Raw genomic sequence first — 14,783 nt, 5'->3', positions numbered from 1 at the left:
ACTCAATAATCAACCCAAATGAAGATTTTTTTGTCCTTTTCCCTTTTTGTTTTCCTGTTTGTCATTCCAGCATATTCCTCATACGGTCAAACCGTGCGTGACGGAGAAATTGCTGCAAAGACAGATTCAACGCTCGCGAATCCCGCTTACGATGCTGCCCTGGCGGAGAAGCTGGGTGCCGATGCCTACGGGATGAAGAGTTATGTGCTGGTGATGCTGAAGACAGGGCCTGTCGTTTCAAATGACGATGCTTTCGTCGCACGCTGCTTCCGCGGCCACCTCGACAACATCAACCGCCTCGAGAAGGAGGGGAGGCTGGTGGTGGCGGGACCGCTGGCGAAGAACGATCAACAGTATCGCGGCATTTTTATCCTCGATGTGGCCACAACTGAGGAGGCCGCCGCATTGCTGGAGACAGATCCCGCAGTACGGGAGGGGTTGCTGGCGGCGGACCTTTACAGCTGGTACGGCTCCGCCGCTCTGCCGCTCTATCTGGAGGAGGCAAACAGGATATGGAAGGAACAACCCTGAATACTATATTGCAATGGGAGAACTGAAAACAAAACAGCATGACGGCAACGTGGAGGAGTTCATCCGCAGCTATGCCGACAGCGAACAAAAACAGGCCGACAGCTTCGCACTGCTGGAGCTGATGCGGGAGACCACCGGTCAGGAACCAAAGATGTGGGGCGACACGATGATCGGCTTCGGGCAGTACCACTACAAGTCGGCACGCAGCCGTCAGGAGGGGGACTGGATGAGGGTGGGCTTCTCACCCCGCAAGGCGGCCCTCTCGCTCTATGTCTATTCCGCTACCCCGGAACAGGAACAGCTGCTTCCCATCCTTGGGAAGTATAAAATGGGGAAGGGCTGCATCTACGTGAAGCGTCTTGCTGATATTGACAGGGAAGTCCTAAAGAAAATCATCCTTTCTACCCTTACTTGGCTGGAGGAAACATACGGCAAAGAATAAGATCTGACAACATGGAAAAGGGATGGGACTACACGCTTCAGTGGTAGGAGTATGCAGAGCATATCGGCTCCGCAAAGCGGGAGGCAACCGCGCTCACACGCCTGCAGAAAGCAATTCCTCAGATTCTGAAAGGCAAAGGATTGTATGATAAATATAAATAAAAAACAGTATGGATGACAACAAACCGAGGGTGACCGGTATCGGCGGTATTTTCTTCTTTAGCGAAGACCCTGAAAAGATCAAGGAGTGGTATCGCGACAACCTCGGAATGGAGGTGAACGAGTGGGGTTCCAGCATTGAATTCCGCAATGCACGCCAGCCGGAGGAGATCAATTACCTGCAGTGGAGCCCCTTTGAGAAAGGGAGTGACTATTTCGCTCCATCGCGCAAGGAGTTCATGATCAACTACCGGGTGGAACACTTGGAGGAGTTGCTGGTGAAGCTGAGGCAGAACGGCGTCACTATCCTCGATGAGGTGGAGAAATACGAGTATGGAAAGTTCGTCCACATCATGGATGCGGAAGGAAACAAGATCGAGCTTTGGGAACCGATCGACTCTGCCTTTACCGAGATGGGACTCAAAACCACCAAGTAGTTAAATTGTTGTTAAATACTTCTTGTGTCGTGCGCGATATAAATATTCTCCCTATATTTGTATCGTAAACGATATAATCACAAGCGAAATAAAGAAAAACGATGAAAGAAGCAAAATTTTACGGATTCAGTGCTAAGAGCCTGAAAGGGGAGGAACTCAAAATGGATGCCTACAAGGGGAAAACGGTACTGGTGGTAAACACCGCCAGCAAGTGTGGGCTGACACCCCAGTACGAAGGGTTGGAGGCACTCTACAAGAAGTACAAGGACAAAGGTCTGGTAATACTTGGCTTCCCCTGCAACCAGTTTGGCAACCAGGAACCGGGAGATGAGCAGTCGATTTCTGAGGGATGCCTCATCAATTACGGTGTCACCTTCCCCATGTTTGCCAAGGTGGATGTGAACGGAGAAAATGCACACCCTATTTTCAAATACCTGAAAAAGGAGCTGGGCGGTTTCTTCGGAGGCAAGATCAAGTGGAACTTCACCAAGTTCCTGGTCGACAGCAACGGTAAGCCTGTGAAGCGTTTTTCTCCTTTCACCAAACCGGAGGAGATTGACAAATACCTCGCGAAAAAGATGAATAATTGATCTTCCTGCCCTAAGTAGACAGGATCCAAACGATATCAATATGGAATATGAACAGCTGAAACTGAAGAACCAGATATGTTTCCCGATATACGCGGCATCGAGGCTTATCACCCGCGGGTATCAGCCGCACCTTGAGAAGTTGGGAATCACCTATCCCCAGTACCTGGTGATGATGGTGCTCTGGGAGCAGGATGGCATCACGGTGAACGACATCGCCGAGAAGTTGATCCTCAATACCAACACGGTGACACCCCTGCTTAAGCGGATGGAGGTGATGGGATTCGTCAGCCGCAAGCGCTCAACCCTGGATGAGCGCAAGGTGCTGATCACCCTCACTCCGCAAGGGCGAAAGATGCGGGAGGAAGCTGCATCCATCCCTGAGCGACTTGTGGAGGAACTGCAGCAAGTTGGCATCACGGCGGATGAACTGGTGGGGTTGAAACAAAGCCTTGACCGATTGGTGGAGCACCTGAAAGGGAGTGGTGATTTCACTGTTTGAACGGACTGAAACAGGGGGTGTTGTGGCATCGTTAAAAAAATAATTTGAACAAAATGGGTGTTGAGTTGTCTTTTTAATAGAAGCAAACTGAAATTGCAGATGCCATCATGGGTGTTTGCTGATAAATTAATATATAATGGTGCACACAATCATCTTTGATGAACAGAACAAACCTGACAAACAGGAAAAACAGGAGCTGGTCGACTTTCTGTATGACCAGCTGGAACAGTACGGAGACCCAAAAAACCAAATTGAGAGAGCCATCGACTACTCCCTGAAAGAGTTCGACTCCTTTGGTGGTTTCGTGATGTTGCTGAAGCAGCATGAACAGATCCGGGCTGCGGTGGTGATCAACCGTACCGGCATGGATGGATACATCCCCGAGAACATATTGGTGTACATTGCGGTGGATCGTAACAGCCGTGGTGAAGGACTGGGCAGGAAGCTGATGACGCAAGCCATCGCTCATGCTGAGGGGGATATTGCCCTCCACGTGGAGGCGAACAATCCGGCCAAGCGGCTGTATGAGAAGCTGGGATTCACCAATCCTTATCTGGAAATGAGACTGAAAAAAGCGAATTGATGGCTGAGCTGATCATTGAAGCAGAGAAGATCAGGGAGAACATCCGGACCCTGAGCGACTATTTTGAAAAACAGGGGATCGACTGGAGCCTGATTACCAAGGTCTTTTCGGGTGACCAGGATTTTCTGGAGAACATCCTCACTTTGGAGGTAATTGACAAGATCAACTCGGTGGGCGACTCGAGGCTTACCAGCCTCAAGAACTTGCGGGCGGTGAACCCTGCCATGCGTACCATCTACATCAAACCACCGGCTGCCATCTATGCCGATGATGTGGTGCAGTTTGCAGACATCTCGCTCAACAGCTCGTTCAGCACCATCAAGGCGCTGAACGAGGCAGCGGGCAAAGCAGGTAAGATTCACCAGATTATCATCATGGTGGAGTTGGGAGAGATGCGCGAGGGGGTGAACCGCGACGATGTGATGTCGTTCTATGAGAAGGTATTCAACCTGCCCCACATTGAAGTAATCGGCCTGGGTTCCAACCTGGGCTGCATGTACGGCATCGAACCAACCTACGACAAGCTGCTGCAGCTCTCCATCTACAAGGAGTTGATCTCGGTGAAATTCAACAAGAAGTTAAAGTATATCTCCGGTGGTTCCTCTATTACGCTGCCGCTGATCGAAAAGGGTGCCATACCGAAGGATATCAATCACTTCAGGGTGGGGGAAGCTGCTTTCTTCGGGGTGAGTCCCCTCTACAACGAGCAGTTCCTGAATCTGCACACCGACACCTTCGCCTTTGAGGCCAACATCATCGAGCTGGAGGAGAAGAAGATTGTGCCGGAGGGGGTGCTGAGCGATGCCAACATCGGCCATACCGCCGATTTCAATGATCACGACACCAGCGAGACCACCGTGAAGGCGATCCTCGACGTGGGGATCCTCGATGTGGACAAGGATGACATTGAAGCACTCGACAAGGAGGTCCGTTTTGTAGGCATCACCTCCGACATGATGGTGGTCGATATCGGTAAGAACCGCAATGCTGAAGGTGGAAAGCGTTACCGTGTGGGTGATCGCATCCGTTTTAAAACCAACTACATGGCAGTGGCGCGACTGCTCAACTCAAAATTCATCGACAAACGATTTATCTGATCTGCTGCTTGCATTTGCCTCGAGGCAGAGAACGCGGGTTCAATGTCACATAATTTGTTTAGCATATATTAAAAAACAGGGGAGACCCTGTTTTTTTTATTGTAATCAAACTATATTTACAGGGTGCAATCGATTCAATGTGTCTACAAAAGAGTTTCTTATCAATAAATCGATATACAATGAAAACAAAACTTTTTCTTCTGCTCCTTGCTTCGGGAGTAGAGGGATTCCTGCCGCTCACGCCGGAGATCAACATGCATTCCTTCAGGATAATGATAGAGAAGCTTGCCTTCCTGAAAGATCTGCCGGAGGAGGAGATGAAGACAATCGCCGGCTGGTTTCGCTCAGTGCAATGCAACTGAGGGTGATTCTTTTATTGCTGTTTTTCGATAGCAGGATTCACTCCTTTTTGATATAGCTCTGGAGGGCCTTGACATAGCTCTCAAAGGCCTCAATCCCTTTTTTGGTAATCTTGCAAACCGTGCGGGAGCGTTTGGCGTGGATATATTTCCTCACATGGATATATCCGGCTTCCTGCAGCTTCTCGAGCTGTACGCTCAGGTTGCCGGCGGTGGCGCCTGTCTTCTCGCGGAGGAAGACGAAGTCGGCCTCCTCCACCGACAGGAGCAGGGACATCACCGCCAGTCGCAGTTGTGAGTGAAGCAGCGGATCCAGTTCTTTAAACATTGTTCTCTCTATTCGCTTTGTGATTCAGATAATGACCGGGCACAATGTTCCCAGCCAGCATTACTACGGCCATTAACAGGGGGTAATAGTTGAAGGACAACACCCGGTAGAGCAGCAGGCAGATCACGCAGACCGCTACTGACAGATAGATCCATCGCAACCTTAGTACAGCTGTGGAGATATAGAGTGCAAAGGTATACAATAATGTGATCAACGGGTAGGAATACCACCCTGTTTCCCCGGGAATCAGGATGATGATGGTGAGCAGGCAAACCATGAAGCCGGACCATATATGGAGTGAGATGGAGCCTACATAGGTGGTCACCTCCCGCCTGCCATTGTCCCTGAATCCCATGATCATGCTGATGAGAAAGCCGGTGATGGTGACGCTCATCCAGAGGATCCCATTCTGTTTTTCTGTCGATGGGATGAAATTGATCATGATGAAATGTGCGATCGAGGCAGCAAAGATCAGATAGCCCCAAAGCAGGAAATGCTTTCCGGCCCCTTTTTTGATGTTTCCCTTTGCCGCGGCGATCATTCCGGTGATCAACTGCAGGCTCTCTTTCTCGTTAAATTCTTTTTCCATATGGTTGGTGATTTTAGTGATTTTCTGAAACTGTAATCATCTGCAGGAAATATTTCCCCCAGTAGGGAGCACTGTAACTCTTCTGCTCCCGGTTAAACAGCTCTTCCGCTTTTTTCATCTCCTCTTCCCTGTTGCGTGACGACTGCAGGAACGGGGGCAGGTTTTGTTCGAAGAAAGCCAGCAGGATCACCGGGCGTGGATTGGCGGGATTGAGCCGCATTGCCTCCTCAAATTTGCTGACGGTGGGCTGGTAGAGCTCCTGTCCCAGGGTTTGAGGGTTTTGACTGATGCGACACATGGTGAAGTAACCCCATAGGGTTGCAACCTCCGATTGGTCCGCCTCCTCCAGTCCCTCCAGCTGCTTCAGATATTTTTCTGCCGCTTCCAGGCGTTGGGTGTTCTGCTCCGACTTCATCTCCCAGTATACCAGCTCAGTGTTGAGGTATGCTGCATAATATACCGGTAACCACCGCTCGGGGTAGCTCGCGGCAATCCGTTCAAAACTGTTCTTGCATACCTGCAGGTCAGCTGCATCCTTCACCTGATCGAACTGATCGATCGCTGTTTCCATCGCCTTCTGACAGGCTTCTTCATTTTGTGCGTTGAGCTCCATCCCCAGCATGAGGATCAGCGATACAACCAGTAAAGATAATGTTTTCATAGGAATTAATTTTTTAAATGAATAATATGTTGGAATCTCACATTAAAAATGGGTGGCTTCGTAGGCGACGTTCTTCCCCAGCGTGAGGAAGAAACCGACATAGAAGTTTTGTGGTTGTTCCAGCAAGATGGGCTTTCTTTCATAGATCCCGGCGTTGTTGGGCTTACTGTTGTAGTGATAGCCGTAGATGTTCTTCCTGCCGAAGATGTTGGAAGCTGAGAGGTAGATGATCAGCTTCTTGTGTGCCAGGATGGTCCAGCTCACATCGGTGGTGTGGAGCTGTGGGGTGCGGGCGCTCATGAAATCCATATCGTTGGGGTCGTCGTACGGACGCCCGCTGGCATAGCGCTGGGTGATGCTGATCATGCTCCGCAGTCGGTCGAAATTGGTGTAGCGGACGCTGACGGAGGCGTTGTGTCGGGTGACATAATGCGGCTGCACCGGAACAGGGTAGTGCAGGTATCTGCGCCGGCTGTCGTTGAAGGTGTATGCGACCATATAGTCCCAATGTTTCAGGAACATCCGGTCGTTGTAAAAGAGGTCGACACCGCGGCTGTAGCCCTCCCCTTCGGAGGTGTATCCCAGCTGCTGTTGCTGGAGGGGCAGTCGCTCATAATCCTTGTGGTAAGCTTCAGCCCTGAAGATCTTCTCATCCTTCTGATAATAGATACCCAACAAGTATTGCAGGTTGCGTTCGTTGGAGAGCGCACCGTTACGGATCAGATACTCTTTACCGGTCATCTGCTGATAGCGGCCGGCCACTCCTGAAAAGATGAATTCGTTCAGCTTGTAACTCAATGCCAGGCGGGGCAGCAGTGCGATATCATCGTTGAGAGATGTGTACTCCTCTCTCACAGATGTGTTTAGCAACAAGTTGTCCAGAAGGTTGAAATCACCGGAGAAATAAATGCCGGAGATATGGTGGTTCAGACGTGGTGAAAGGGGAGGTGCGAAGATGGTATAGTCCATCTCATATTGTTTCAGGAAGCTCTCCGCGCCCGCATCCATCTTGAATAGTCGTGAGATCCTTTTGCCCGTTTTCACCTTCAGGTGCAGCTCCGATTCACTTTCGCTCAGCTTGTCTCCGGCGATCTCTGCCCCGGCGATTCGCCTCCTGTTCCAGCCGAAGGCCGCCCCGACGAACCAGTTCATTCCCGATTTGCTACGGGTGCGGTAGGTGCTGTTGAGGTAGAGGTTGTCCTCATTGAAATCCATCTCCCGGCTTTCACCAAATGCGGGCCGCTCCAAACGGTTGAACGCGCTGCGGTTGAAGGTGAAGAAGGTTTTGAAATGGGTTTGCTCTTTCGGACTATAGCGAAACTGTTTCTGAAGGGCCAGTGAGTGGAAGGGTCTGTTCCACTGCTTTGCCTGCTCCGGGTAGAAGAGGCGAGTATAGCTATCCATATTGGTATAATCGCCGTTGAAAGAAAGTGATGCCTTCTCCCATGCCTTTGTGCCTCCACCGCCCAGGGAGACATTCTTCAAGCTCACTCCTGTTTTCGAATCCTTCGCCTCATCACGGGTATATAGAGGCAGGACACTGGAGAGACTCTGGGAATACTCAGACGAGAAGCCACCCATGGAAAAGTTCACTCCCGAGAAGAAGAATGGTGAGTAGCGGGAGCGCGCCTGCTGGTAGGGGAAGGTGGCACCGTATGGCGAGAGCACATGCATGTCGTCGATGTAGGTCTGCGACTCGGAGCTGTCGCCACCCCTTATCAGCAGCCGCCCGTCGGTGCCGGTTGCCTGTGCCCCAGGAAGCAAGGTGATTGCTTTGAACAGGTCTCCCTCCGAGCCGGCGGTGGTGGCCACATCGACCGTGCTCTTCCGGTCGACAGTGCTGGTGCCCTTGAGGATAAAACTGCCGGCTTGCACCACTACCTCGTCAAGATTCAACGGAATCTCCCTGATGAGGATCTGCAGATCGTGCATCTCTTTAATTGGAGCTTGTAGACGAACCTCATGATAGCCGATCATCGAAACAATCAGGCAGACCTCACCGGTCGCATGGCTGTTGAAGCGAAAGAACCCTTCGTTGTCGCTGCTCGTGCCCTCGACACTGTTTTCCAACCAGATATTGGCATAGGCTACCGGACTGCCCTGTTCGTCGATCACTCTGCCTGATACCTCTCGAGTCTGTGCGAATGACTGCAACTGCCAGAAGATTAACCCGATAAATAGTATCTGTTTTGTCTTCATCATTCATTTATTACATCGTTCATGATTCCAAAATTCACGCATTGATCGTCATATCTAAAGATTGACTCTGCAAATATAAACCAGTTTAAAAAATAAACCAAATTGTTTTATAGATTATTGTTGATTTTTTTTCTGTTGATCTGTTTGTGGGTTGTGAAGAAGTTTTATATCTTTGTTTATCAACAAAATAGTTTTTCAACCTTCAATTAAAAAGTCATGAAAAGAAAATTGATATTTTTGGGTTTGGCGGCGATGCTGATGTCGGTATCGTGTGTACAGCCCCAAAGTGAGGAGCGTCAGCCGGCAGAGGAGCCAGTTGAGAGCGTGGAGACGGTCGAGTTCAAAGATTTCGGCCCCGATCCGTTGGTGATTGACATTGAGCAGTACACACTGCAGAACGAGAACTTCCGTACCGCCGTGTGGACCGGCAGCCTGATGCAGATGACTGTAATGACCCTACAGCCGGGAGAGGATATTGGCCTGGAACTCCACACGAAAACCGATCAGTTCCTCCGCGTGGAGCAGGGGAGCGGCATCGTGATGATGGGTGACAGTGAGGAGAACCTCGATTTCCAGGAGCGGGTGGAGGATGATTTTGCCATCTTCATCCCGGCCGGCAAGTGGCACAACCTGCTCAACGATTCTGACGAGCCGCTGAAACTTTATTCCATCTACACGCCGGTGGAGCATCCGCATGGCACTGTGCATGAGACCCGTGAAGAGGGAATCGAACATGACCACGACCATTGATAAAATAAAGGGCTGAAGCATTCGCTTCAGCCCTTCTCAATCAGAACCGGTGTTGCCGGTTTGGGTTTACTGTTTACTTCTCCGACAGGTACTCGGCAATCCCCTCCTGGGTGGCTGAGAGCGCCTTGTCGCCCTTGTGCCAGTCGGCCGGGCATACCTCGCCATACTCTTCGGTGAACTGCAGCGCGTCGATCACACGAAGCACTTCGTCCACGCTTCTGCCCAGCGGCATGTCGTTTATTACCTGATGGCGAACGATGCCTCCCTTGTCAATCAGGAAGAGACCGCGGTAGGCCTCAGCTGATCCCTTGAATTCAGGATTGCCGTTCTCGTCAGTGACGAACTTGCCGGCAAGCACATCATAGGCCATCGAGATGGTAAGTGAGGGGTCGGCCACGATGGGGTAGGTGACACCCTGGATGCCGCCATCGTTCTTCGGTGTGTTGAGCCACTTCCAGTGGGAGACGGCTGAGTCGGTGGAGGCAGCTACCACCACAGTGTTACGCTCTTCGAACGCTTTCATTTTCTGTTGGAAGGCAATCAACTCTGTGGGGCAGACGAATGTGAAGTCGGCCGGGTAAAAGAAGAAGACCACATACTTGTTATTGATATAATCCTCCAGGGAGAAGTTTTCTACGATTTCAGAACCGTTGATCACGGCCTGAGCCCGGAATGCCGGGGCTTTTTTTCCTACTAATACTGACATATTCTTACTCTGTTAAACGTTTGTAACCGGTGCAAAGGTACGGCTTTTGACGGTCACGACGAAGCAATGGCGGGTTGTATGAATGATTGAAAGTTTTTATAAGTGTTGTGACCACACCTTGAATCGGTGCAAGGAGACAAATAGTGGAAAATTAACAGACTCTTCACGCTATGTTCGCAAAATAATGAGTACTTTTGCATGCAATAAAAAACTAAAGGGTTACACTTATGTCATTTATTGCAGATAGAATCGCCTTCGAAGGTCTCACATTTGACGATCTTCTCCTGGTTCCCGCCTTCTCTCAGGTATTGCCCCGCAACGTGGATCTCACCACCCGTTTCTCACGCAACATCACGCTCAACATCCCCATGGTCTCTGCGGCCATGGATACCGTCACCGAGATCACGATGGCCATCGCCATCGCACGCGAGGGCGGAATCGGCGTGATCCACAAGAACATGCCCATTGAGGAACAGGCACGTCAGGTGCGTGCCGTGAAACGTGCCGAGAACGGCATGATCCTCAATCCCATCAGCATCACCCCCGACAAATCGGTGTCGGAAGCGCTCGCCATGATGGCGGAATACAAGATTGGCGGCATCCCGGTGGTGACCGACGGAAACAGGCTGGTCGGCATCGTCACCAACCGCGATCTGCGCTTCGAGAAGTCGATGAACAAGCGGATTGAAGAGGTGATGACCAGTGAGAACCTCATCACCACACGCCAGTCGGCCAACCTGGAGGATGCCGCTGAGATCCTTCAGCAGTACAAGATCGAGAAGCTGCCGGTGGTGGATGGTGAGAACCGCTTGGTAGGATTGATCACATACAAGGATATCACCAAGGCGAAGGACAAACCCTTTGCATGCAAGGATGAGCAGGGTCGCCTGCGTGTGGCTGCCGGCATTGGTGTCACCGCCGACTCACTCGAGAGAGCAACAGCCCTGGTGGAAGCCGGTGTGGATGCCATCGTGATTGATACTGCCCATGGCCATTCGAAAGGGGTGGCTGAGATGCTGAAGCTGATCAAGCAGACATTCCCGCAGATCGATGTGGTGGTGGGCAATATCGCCACGGCAGAGGCGGCCCGCTTCCTGGCAGATGCAGGTGCCGATGCAGTGAAGGTGGGCATTGGACCGGGATCGATCTGTACCACCCGCGTCATCGCAGGTGTGGGAGTTCCCCAGATCACTGCCATCTACGAGGTGGCAAAGGCGCTCGAGGGGACCGGTGTACCGCTTATCGCCGACGGAGGCCTTCGCTACTCGGGCGACATCGTCAAGGCACTGGCCGCCGGAGGTACTTCGGTGATGATGGGGTCACTGCTGGCCGGCACCGAGGAGTCGCCGGGTGAGACCATCATCTTCAACGGCCGCAAGTTCAAGTCCTACCGTGGCATGGGCTCCCTCTCGGCCATGCAACAAGGATCGAAAGACCGTTACTTCCAGGATGTGGAGGATGACATCAAGAAACTGGTGCCGGAAGGAATTGAGGCGCGCGTGCCGTTCAAGGGTACCCTGCAGGAGGTGGTCTACCAGATGGTGGGCGGACTGCGTGCAGGGATGGGTTACTGTGGTGCGGAGAGCATCGAGCAGCTGCACCAGGCCAAGTTCACCCGCATCACCTCTGCCGGATACACGGAGAGTCATCCCCACGGTGTCATGATCACCCGGGAGGCACCCAACTACAGCAAGGGTACCGAATAATTGGAAAACAGCTGTTTAGCTACTCAATTTGATAAGGAAGGGGACTGTTATTCAGTCCCTTTTTTCATGGGGACAAAGATGTAATCGCCGTGGGTGGTGGTGCTGAAGCGATTCTCGCTCAGCCGTTTCACCACTGTCATCTGCTGCCGCTCCCGTCCCCCCAGGGGGAGCACCATCAGCCCCCCCACGCGAAGCTGCTCCTTCAGTTTTGGCGGAATCGTCTCAGGTGCCGCGGTGATCAGGATCTTGTCGAAGGGAGCCTCCCGGGGCAGACCTTCATAGCCATCGCCGTGGTACAATTTCGGGAAGTAGCCCAGACAATTGAGCGTCTCCCTGGCTGTCTGATAGAGGTCCTCAACCCTTTCAATGCTGTAGAGCTCCACCCCCATCTCGCAAAGCACCGCTGCCTGGTAACCGCTCCCGGTGCCGATCTCCAGTACCCTGTCGCCAGGCTCCAGTTGCAGCAACTCCGTCTGCCTGGCCACGGTGTAGGGCTGTGAGATGGTCTGTCCAGCTTCTATGGGCAGCGGCCGGTCGAGATAGGCCATCTCTGCCAATGCCTCATCCACAAAAGCCTCACGGGGTATGCGGGCAATGGCGGCGAGCACCGCATTGTCCCGTATACCCTTGCCCCGCAGCTCGCGGGCCAGCTTCTCTGCTTTTTCCAGGTTGTATATGGGTGATTGGGTCATAGGGAACTTACTGTTTTCGGGTTCTGTCCTCTCCGCTTGTGCTCTGCTGGTAACGGGAAGGCTGCAGATGAGAGCCAGCATCCACAGCATCGCTCTTCTACTTCTCATTGTTCAGATTCATTGGTTTGTAGTCACAAACATAACACAAAAAGAGAAATATTATCCAGATATATAGTTAAATATCAATTTCCTTATCCATCGCTTGTGATGATTCTGATTTTCATCCTATTTCAGACGTTACTGACTCTAATCTCATTCGAATCTATTAGAGCGAGATTAGAGCGAGATTAGAACGATATTAGAACGAGATTAGAACCAGTACCGAAAGAGATGGCAGCAATCTCTTCGGATGCGATTGGCGCAACTGGGATGAAACATGCGAAAAAATTCGGTAGAAAGGGAGAGAAAAGCTACTTTTATCTTTTATTTATGGTTCATATAAACGACAGAGCTGATGAGTCAATTAACAGAACATGAAACATGGGGCGTGGTCTACAATTCGGTGGGGTCGCTCCGCGCGGAACCGACGCACGCTGCCGAGATGGTCACCCAGGTACTGCTCGGCATGCCGGTGAAGATTTACGAGCAGAAAGGGGAGTGGTGCATGATTGAGACACCTGATGGGTATGTGGGCTGGATCAGCGGATCAGTGCAGCTGATGACCGACAGGCAGAGAAGGAATTACCTGCAACAGCCGAAGGTGATCATCACAACGTTGTGCGCGCGTTCCTATTCGCTGCCGTATCAGATATCCCAGCCCGTTACCGACCTGGTAGCCGGCAACATGCTGGAGCTTATCACGGATGACGGAGCATATTATAGGGTGCGCTATCCCGACGGCCGTAGGGCTTACGTGATGAAATCGGATGCGAAGGAGCTACCCGACTGGCTGAGAGAGATCAGGCCCACCGGTGAAAGCATCGTAGAGAGTGCCAAGAAACTGCTCGGTATACCCTATCTCTGGGGTGGCACCTCGGTGAAAGGTCTCGACTGCAGCGGTTTCATCAAGCAGGTCTTCTTCATGCACGGCATCATCCTGGCCAGGGACGCCTCACAGCAGGTGCGTTACGGCAGGTTGGTTGACGACACAGGCAATTTCGCCGATGCCTTTCCGGGCGATCTGCTTTTCTTTGGTGCCAAAACAAGTGAAGAGAGGGGTGAGAAGGTGGTGCACGTGGGTATCTATCTTGGCAAAAGAAGATTTATCCATGCTTCCGACTATGTCCGCATCAACAGCTTCGACCCTTCCGACCCGTTGTACGACGCTTTCAATGCCAACCGTTATCTCCGCACGAAGCGGATCATCGGGGAGGTTATGGGCGAAGGGATTGAGGAGATGTTCAGTAACGCTTTCTACCGCTGACTTGCAAACTTCCGCCGGTCACCCGGACAGAAAAAGAACGATCAATAAAGATGAAACTTACCTGGACACCCTATGACCTGATGCTGAACCACACATTCACCATCTCAGGCTTCTCCCGCAAGAGCACTCCCGTGGTGCTCACCCGCATCGAATATGAGGGGCTCACCGGTTATGGCGAGGCATCGCTGCCCCCCTACCTGGGGGAGACGCAGGCATCGGTGATCGCGTTTTTAAAGCGGGTTGATCTCTCATTGTTTCGTGATCCGCAGCAGATAGAAGAGATTATGGCTTCCCTTGATGCGATTGCACCAGGGAATACAGCGGCCAAGGCGGCGGTCGATATCGCACTGCACGACCTGGCAGGCAAGATGGCTGGCAAGCCCTGGCACAGGATGCTTGGGTTGGACAGGCATGGGGTGCCCGACACCACCTTCACCATCGGCATCGACAGCGATGAGGTGGTGCGGGAAAAGAGCCGTGAAGCTCTGGACCGTTTCAATATCCTGAAGGTGAAGGTGGGAGGAGCGGATGATAAGCGGATGATTGCCGCGATTCGTTCCGTGACCGATCTACCCCTGGCGGTAGACGCCAATCAGGGTTGGAAAGAGCGCAATGAGGCGCTGGATATGATCTACTGGATGAGAGAACAGGGGGTGGTGATGGTGGAGCAGCCCATGCCCAAGTCCGATTTAGAGACGATTGCCCGGCTGACGGAAGCGAGTCCCCTCCCCATCTTTGCCGATGAGTCAGTGCAGCGGCTCACCGATGTGGAGCGGTTGAAGGGAGTCTTCTCAGGGATCAACATCAAGCTGATGAAGTGCACCGGCATGCACGAAGCCCGAAAGATGCGCATACGGGCAGAGGAGCTGGGGATGAAGGTGATGATGGGCTGCATGACCGAGACCTCCTGCGCCATCTCTGCTGCGGCACAGCTTTACGCGGGCATGGATTTTGCCGATCTCGACGGGGCGCTGCTGATCGGCAACGATTGCTTCGACGGTGCAAAACTTGAAAACGGGAAAATTATTGCTTCAGATCTCCCGGGGATCGGCGTGATGCCGCTCGGTGCGTTGCCCTTTGGCAGAGAATGAGA

The 14,783-nt window shown here is 52.0% G+C and carries 19 protein-coding genes; 13 read left to right on the top strand and 6 right to left on the bottom strand.

Annotated elements, in window-relative coordinates; translation table 11 throughout:
- Positions 1-18 precede the first annotated feature (18 nt).
- The 8 genes from JS578_05895 to JS578_05860 all read left to right on the top strand — a co-directional run bounded on the left by JS578_05895 (position 19) and on the right by JS578_05860 (position 4,699).
- Positions 19-531: a hypothetical protein gene (locus JS578_05895; protein ID QRX64760.1), complete on the top strand. Its 513-nt coding sequence runs from the start codon at positions 19-21 to the stop codon at positions 529-531.
- 13 nt (positions 532-544) lie between these two features.
- On the top strand, positions 545-973 hold the full coding sequence (locus JS578_05890) for a DUF1801 domain-containing protein (GenBank protein QRX64759.1): 429 nt from the start codon (positions 545-547) through the stop codon (positions 971-973).
- 169 nt (positions 974-1,142) lie between these two features.
- Entirely contained in the window at positions 1,143-1,568 is a 426-nt protein-coding gene (locus tag JS578_05885; protein ID QRX64758.1) for a VOC family protein, read from the top strand.
- Positions 1,569-1,669: 101 nt separating this feature from the next.
- The gene (locus JS578_05880) at positions 1,670-2,158 is read left to right on the top strand and encodes a glutathione peroxidase (GenBank protein ID QRX64757.1); all 489 of its coding nucleotides are present in this window, start codon (positions 1,670-1,672) and stop codon (positions 2,156-2,158) included.
- Positions 2,159-2,198: 40 nt separating this feature from the next.
- Complete coding sequence (locus JS578_05875; GenBank protein ID QRX64756.1) at positions 2,199-2,657, top strand: MarR family transcriptional regulator; 459 nt, start codon at positions 2,199-2,201, stop codon at positions 2,655-2,657.
- A gap of 136 nt (positions 2,658-2,793) precedes the next feature.
- A complete protein-coding gene (locus JS578_05870) occupies positions 2,794-3,240 on the top strand; it encodes a GNAT family N-acetyltransferase (protein ID QRX64755.1) in 447 nt (148 codons plus the stop codon).
- The gene (locus tag JS578_05865) at positions 3,240-4,337 is read left to right on the top strand and encodes an alanine racemase (protein QRX64754.1); all 1,098 of its coding nucleotides are present in this window, start codon (positions 3,240-3,242) and stop codon (positions 4,335-4,337) included. The genes JS578_05870 and JS578_05865 overlap by 1 nt, the downstream gene beginning before the upstream one ends.
- Positions 4,338-4,516: 179 nt before the next feature.
- Positions 4,517-4,699 (top strand): hypothetical protein, encoded by a 183-nt coding sequence (locus tag JS578_05860; protein QRX64753.1) that lies wholly within the window; start codon positions 4,517-4,519, stop codon positions 4,697-4,699.
- A 37-nt stretch (positions 4,700-4,736) separates the two neighbouring features.
- On the opposite strand, the gene JS578_05855 is transcribed toward JS578_05860, so the two are convergent.
- Genes JS578_05855 through JS578_05840 form a run of 4 tightly spaced genes read right to left on the bottom strand, consistent with a single transcriptional unit; the run spans position 4,737 to position 8,476 of the window.
- On the bottom strand, positions 4,737-5,024 hold the full coding sequence (locus JS578_05855; protein QRX64752.1) for a transcriptional regulator: 288 nt from the start codon (positions 5,022-5,024) through the stop codon (positions 4,737-4,739).
- Positions 5,017-5,613: a hypothetical protein gene (locus tag JS578_05850; protein ID QRX64751.1), complete on the bottom strand. Its 597-nt coding sequence runs from the start codon at positions 5,611-5,613 to the stop codon at positions 5,017-5,019. Before JS578_05850 ends, JS578_05855 begins: the two co-directional genes overlap by 8 nt.
- A gap of 13 nt (positions 5,614-5,626) precedes the next feature.
- The gene (locus JS578_05845) at positions 5,627-6,274 is read right to left on the bottom strand and encodes a hypothetical protein (protein ID QRX64750.1); all 648 of its coding nucleotides are present in this window, start codon (positions 6,272-6,274) and stop codon (positions 5,627-5,629) included.
- Positions 6,275-6,316: 42 nt separating this feature from the next.
- A complete protein-coding gene (locus JS578_05840) occupies positions 6,317-8,476 on the bottom strand; it encodes a TonB-dependent receptor (GenBank protein ID QRX64749.1) in 2,160 nt (719 codons plus the stop codon).
- 213 nt (positions 8,477-8,689) lie between these two features.
- Here JS578_05840 and JS578_05835 point away from each other — a divergent pair, with 213 nt between their 5' ends.
- The gene (locus JS578_05835) at positions 8,690-9,223 is read left to right on the top strand and encodes a cupin domain-containing protein (protein ID QRX64748.1); all 534 of its coding nucleotides are present in this window, start codon (positions 8,690-8,692) and stop codon (positions 9,221-9,223) included.
- Between the two features lie 73 nt (positions 9,224-9,296).
- Here the strand turns inward: JS578_05835 and JS578_05830 are convergent, their stop codons facing one another.
- Positions 9,297-9,929 (bottom strand): peroxiredoxin, encoded by a 633-nt coding sequence (locus JS578_05830; protein QRX64747.1) that lies wholly within the window; start codon positions 9,927-9,929, stop codon positions 9,297-9,299.
- 227 nt (positions 9,930-10,156) lie between these two features.
- Here JS578_05830 and guaB point away from each other — a divergent pair, with 227 nt between their 5' ends.
- On the top strand, positions 10,157-11,635 hold the full coding sequence (guaB, locus tag JS578_05825) for an IMP dehydrogenase (GenBank protein ID QRX64746.1): 1,479 nt from the start codon (positions 10,157-10,159) through the stop codon (positions 11,633-11,635).
- A 47-nt stretch (positions 11,636-11,682) separates the two neighbouring features.
- Here the strand turns inward: guaB and JS578_05820 are convergent, their stop codons facing one another.
- Positions 11,683-12,327, bottom strand: coding sequence for a protein-L-isoaspartate(D-aspartate) O-methyltransferase (locus JS578_05820; protein ID QRX64936.1), 645 nt, complete (start codon positions 12,325-12,327; stop codon positions 11,683-11,685).
- 330 nt (positions 12,328-12,657) lie between these two features.
- Between JS578_05820 and JS578_05815 the strand changes: the two genes are divergently transcribed.
- From JS578_05815 to JS578_05805, 3 genes are read left to right on the top strand one after another with little or no spacing between them, the layout of a single operon-like run.
- Positions 12,658-12,804 (top strand): hypothetical protein, encoded by a 147-nt coding sequence (locus JS578_05815; GenBank protein ID QRX64745.1) that lies wholly within the window; start codon positions 12,658-12,660, stop codon positions 12,802-12,804.
- Positions 12,782-13,690: a C40 family peptidase gene (locus JS578_05810; protein QRX64744.1), complete on the top strand. Its 909-nt coding sequence runs from the start codon at positions 12,782-12,784 to the stop codon at positions 13,688-13,690. Before JS578_05815 ends, JS578_05810 begins: the two co-directional genes overlap by 23 nt.
- 50 nt (positions 13,691-13,740) lie before the next feature.
- Entirely contained in the window at positions 13,741-14,781 is a 1,041-nt protein-coding gene (locus JS578_05805; protein ID QRX64743.1) for a dipeptide epimerase, read from the top strand.
- Positions 14,782-14,783 lie beyond the last annotated feature (2 nt).

The sequence above is a fragment of the Dysgonomonadaceae bacterium zrk40 genome, assembly GCA_016916535.1.
Taxonomy (GTDB): domain Bacteria; phylum Bacteroidota; class Bacteroidia; order Bacteroidales; family Dysgonomonadaceae; genus Proteiniphilum.
The sequence above is the reverse complement of the archived record's forward strand: the minus strand, read 5'-3'. Positions and strand labels throughout refer to the sequence as shown.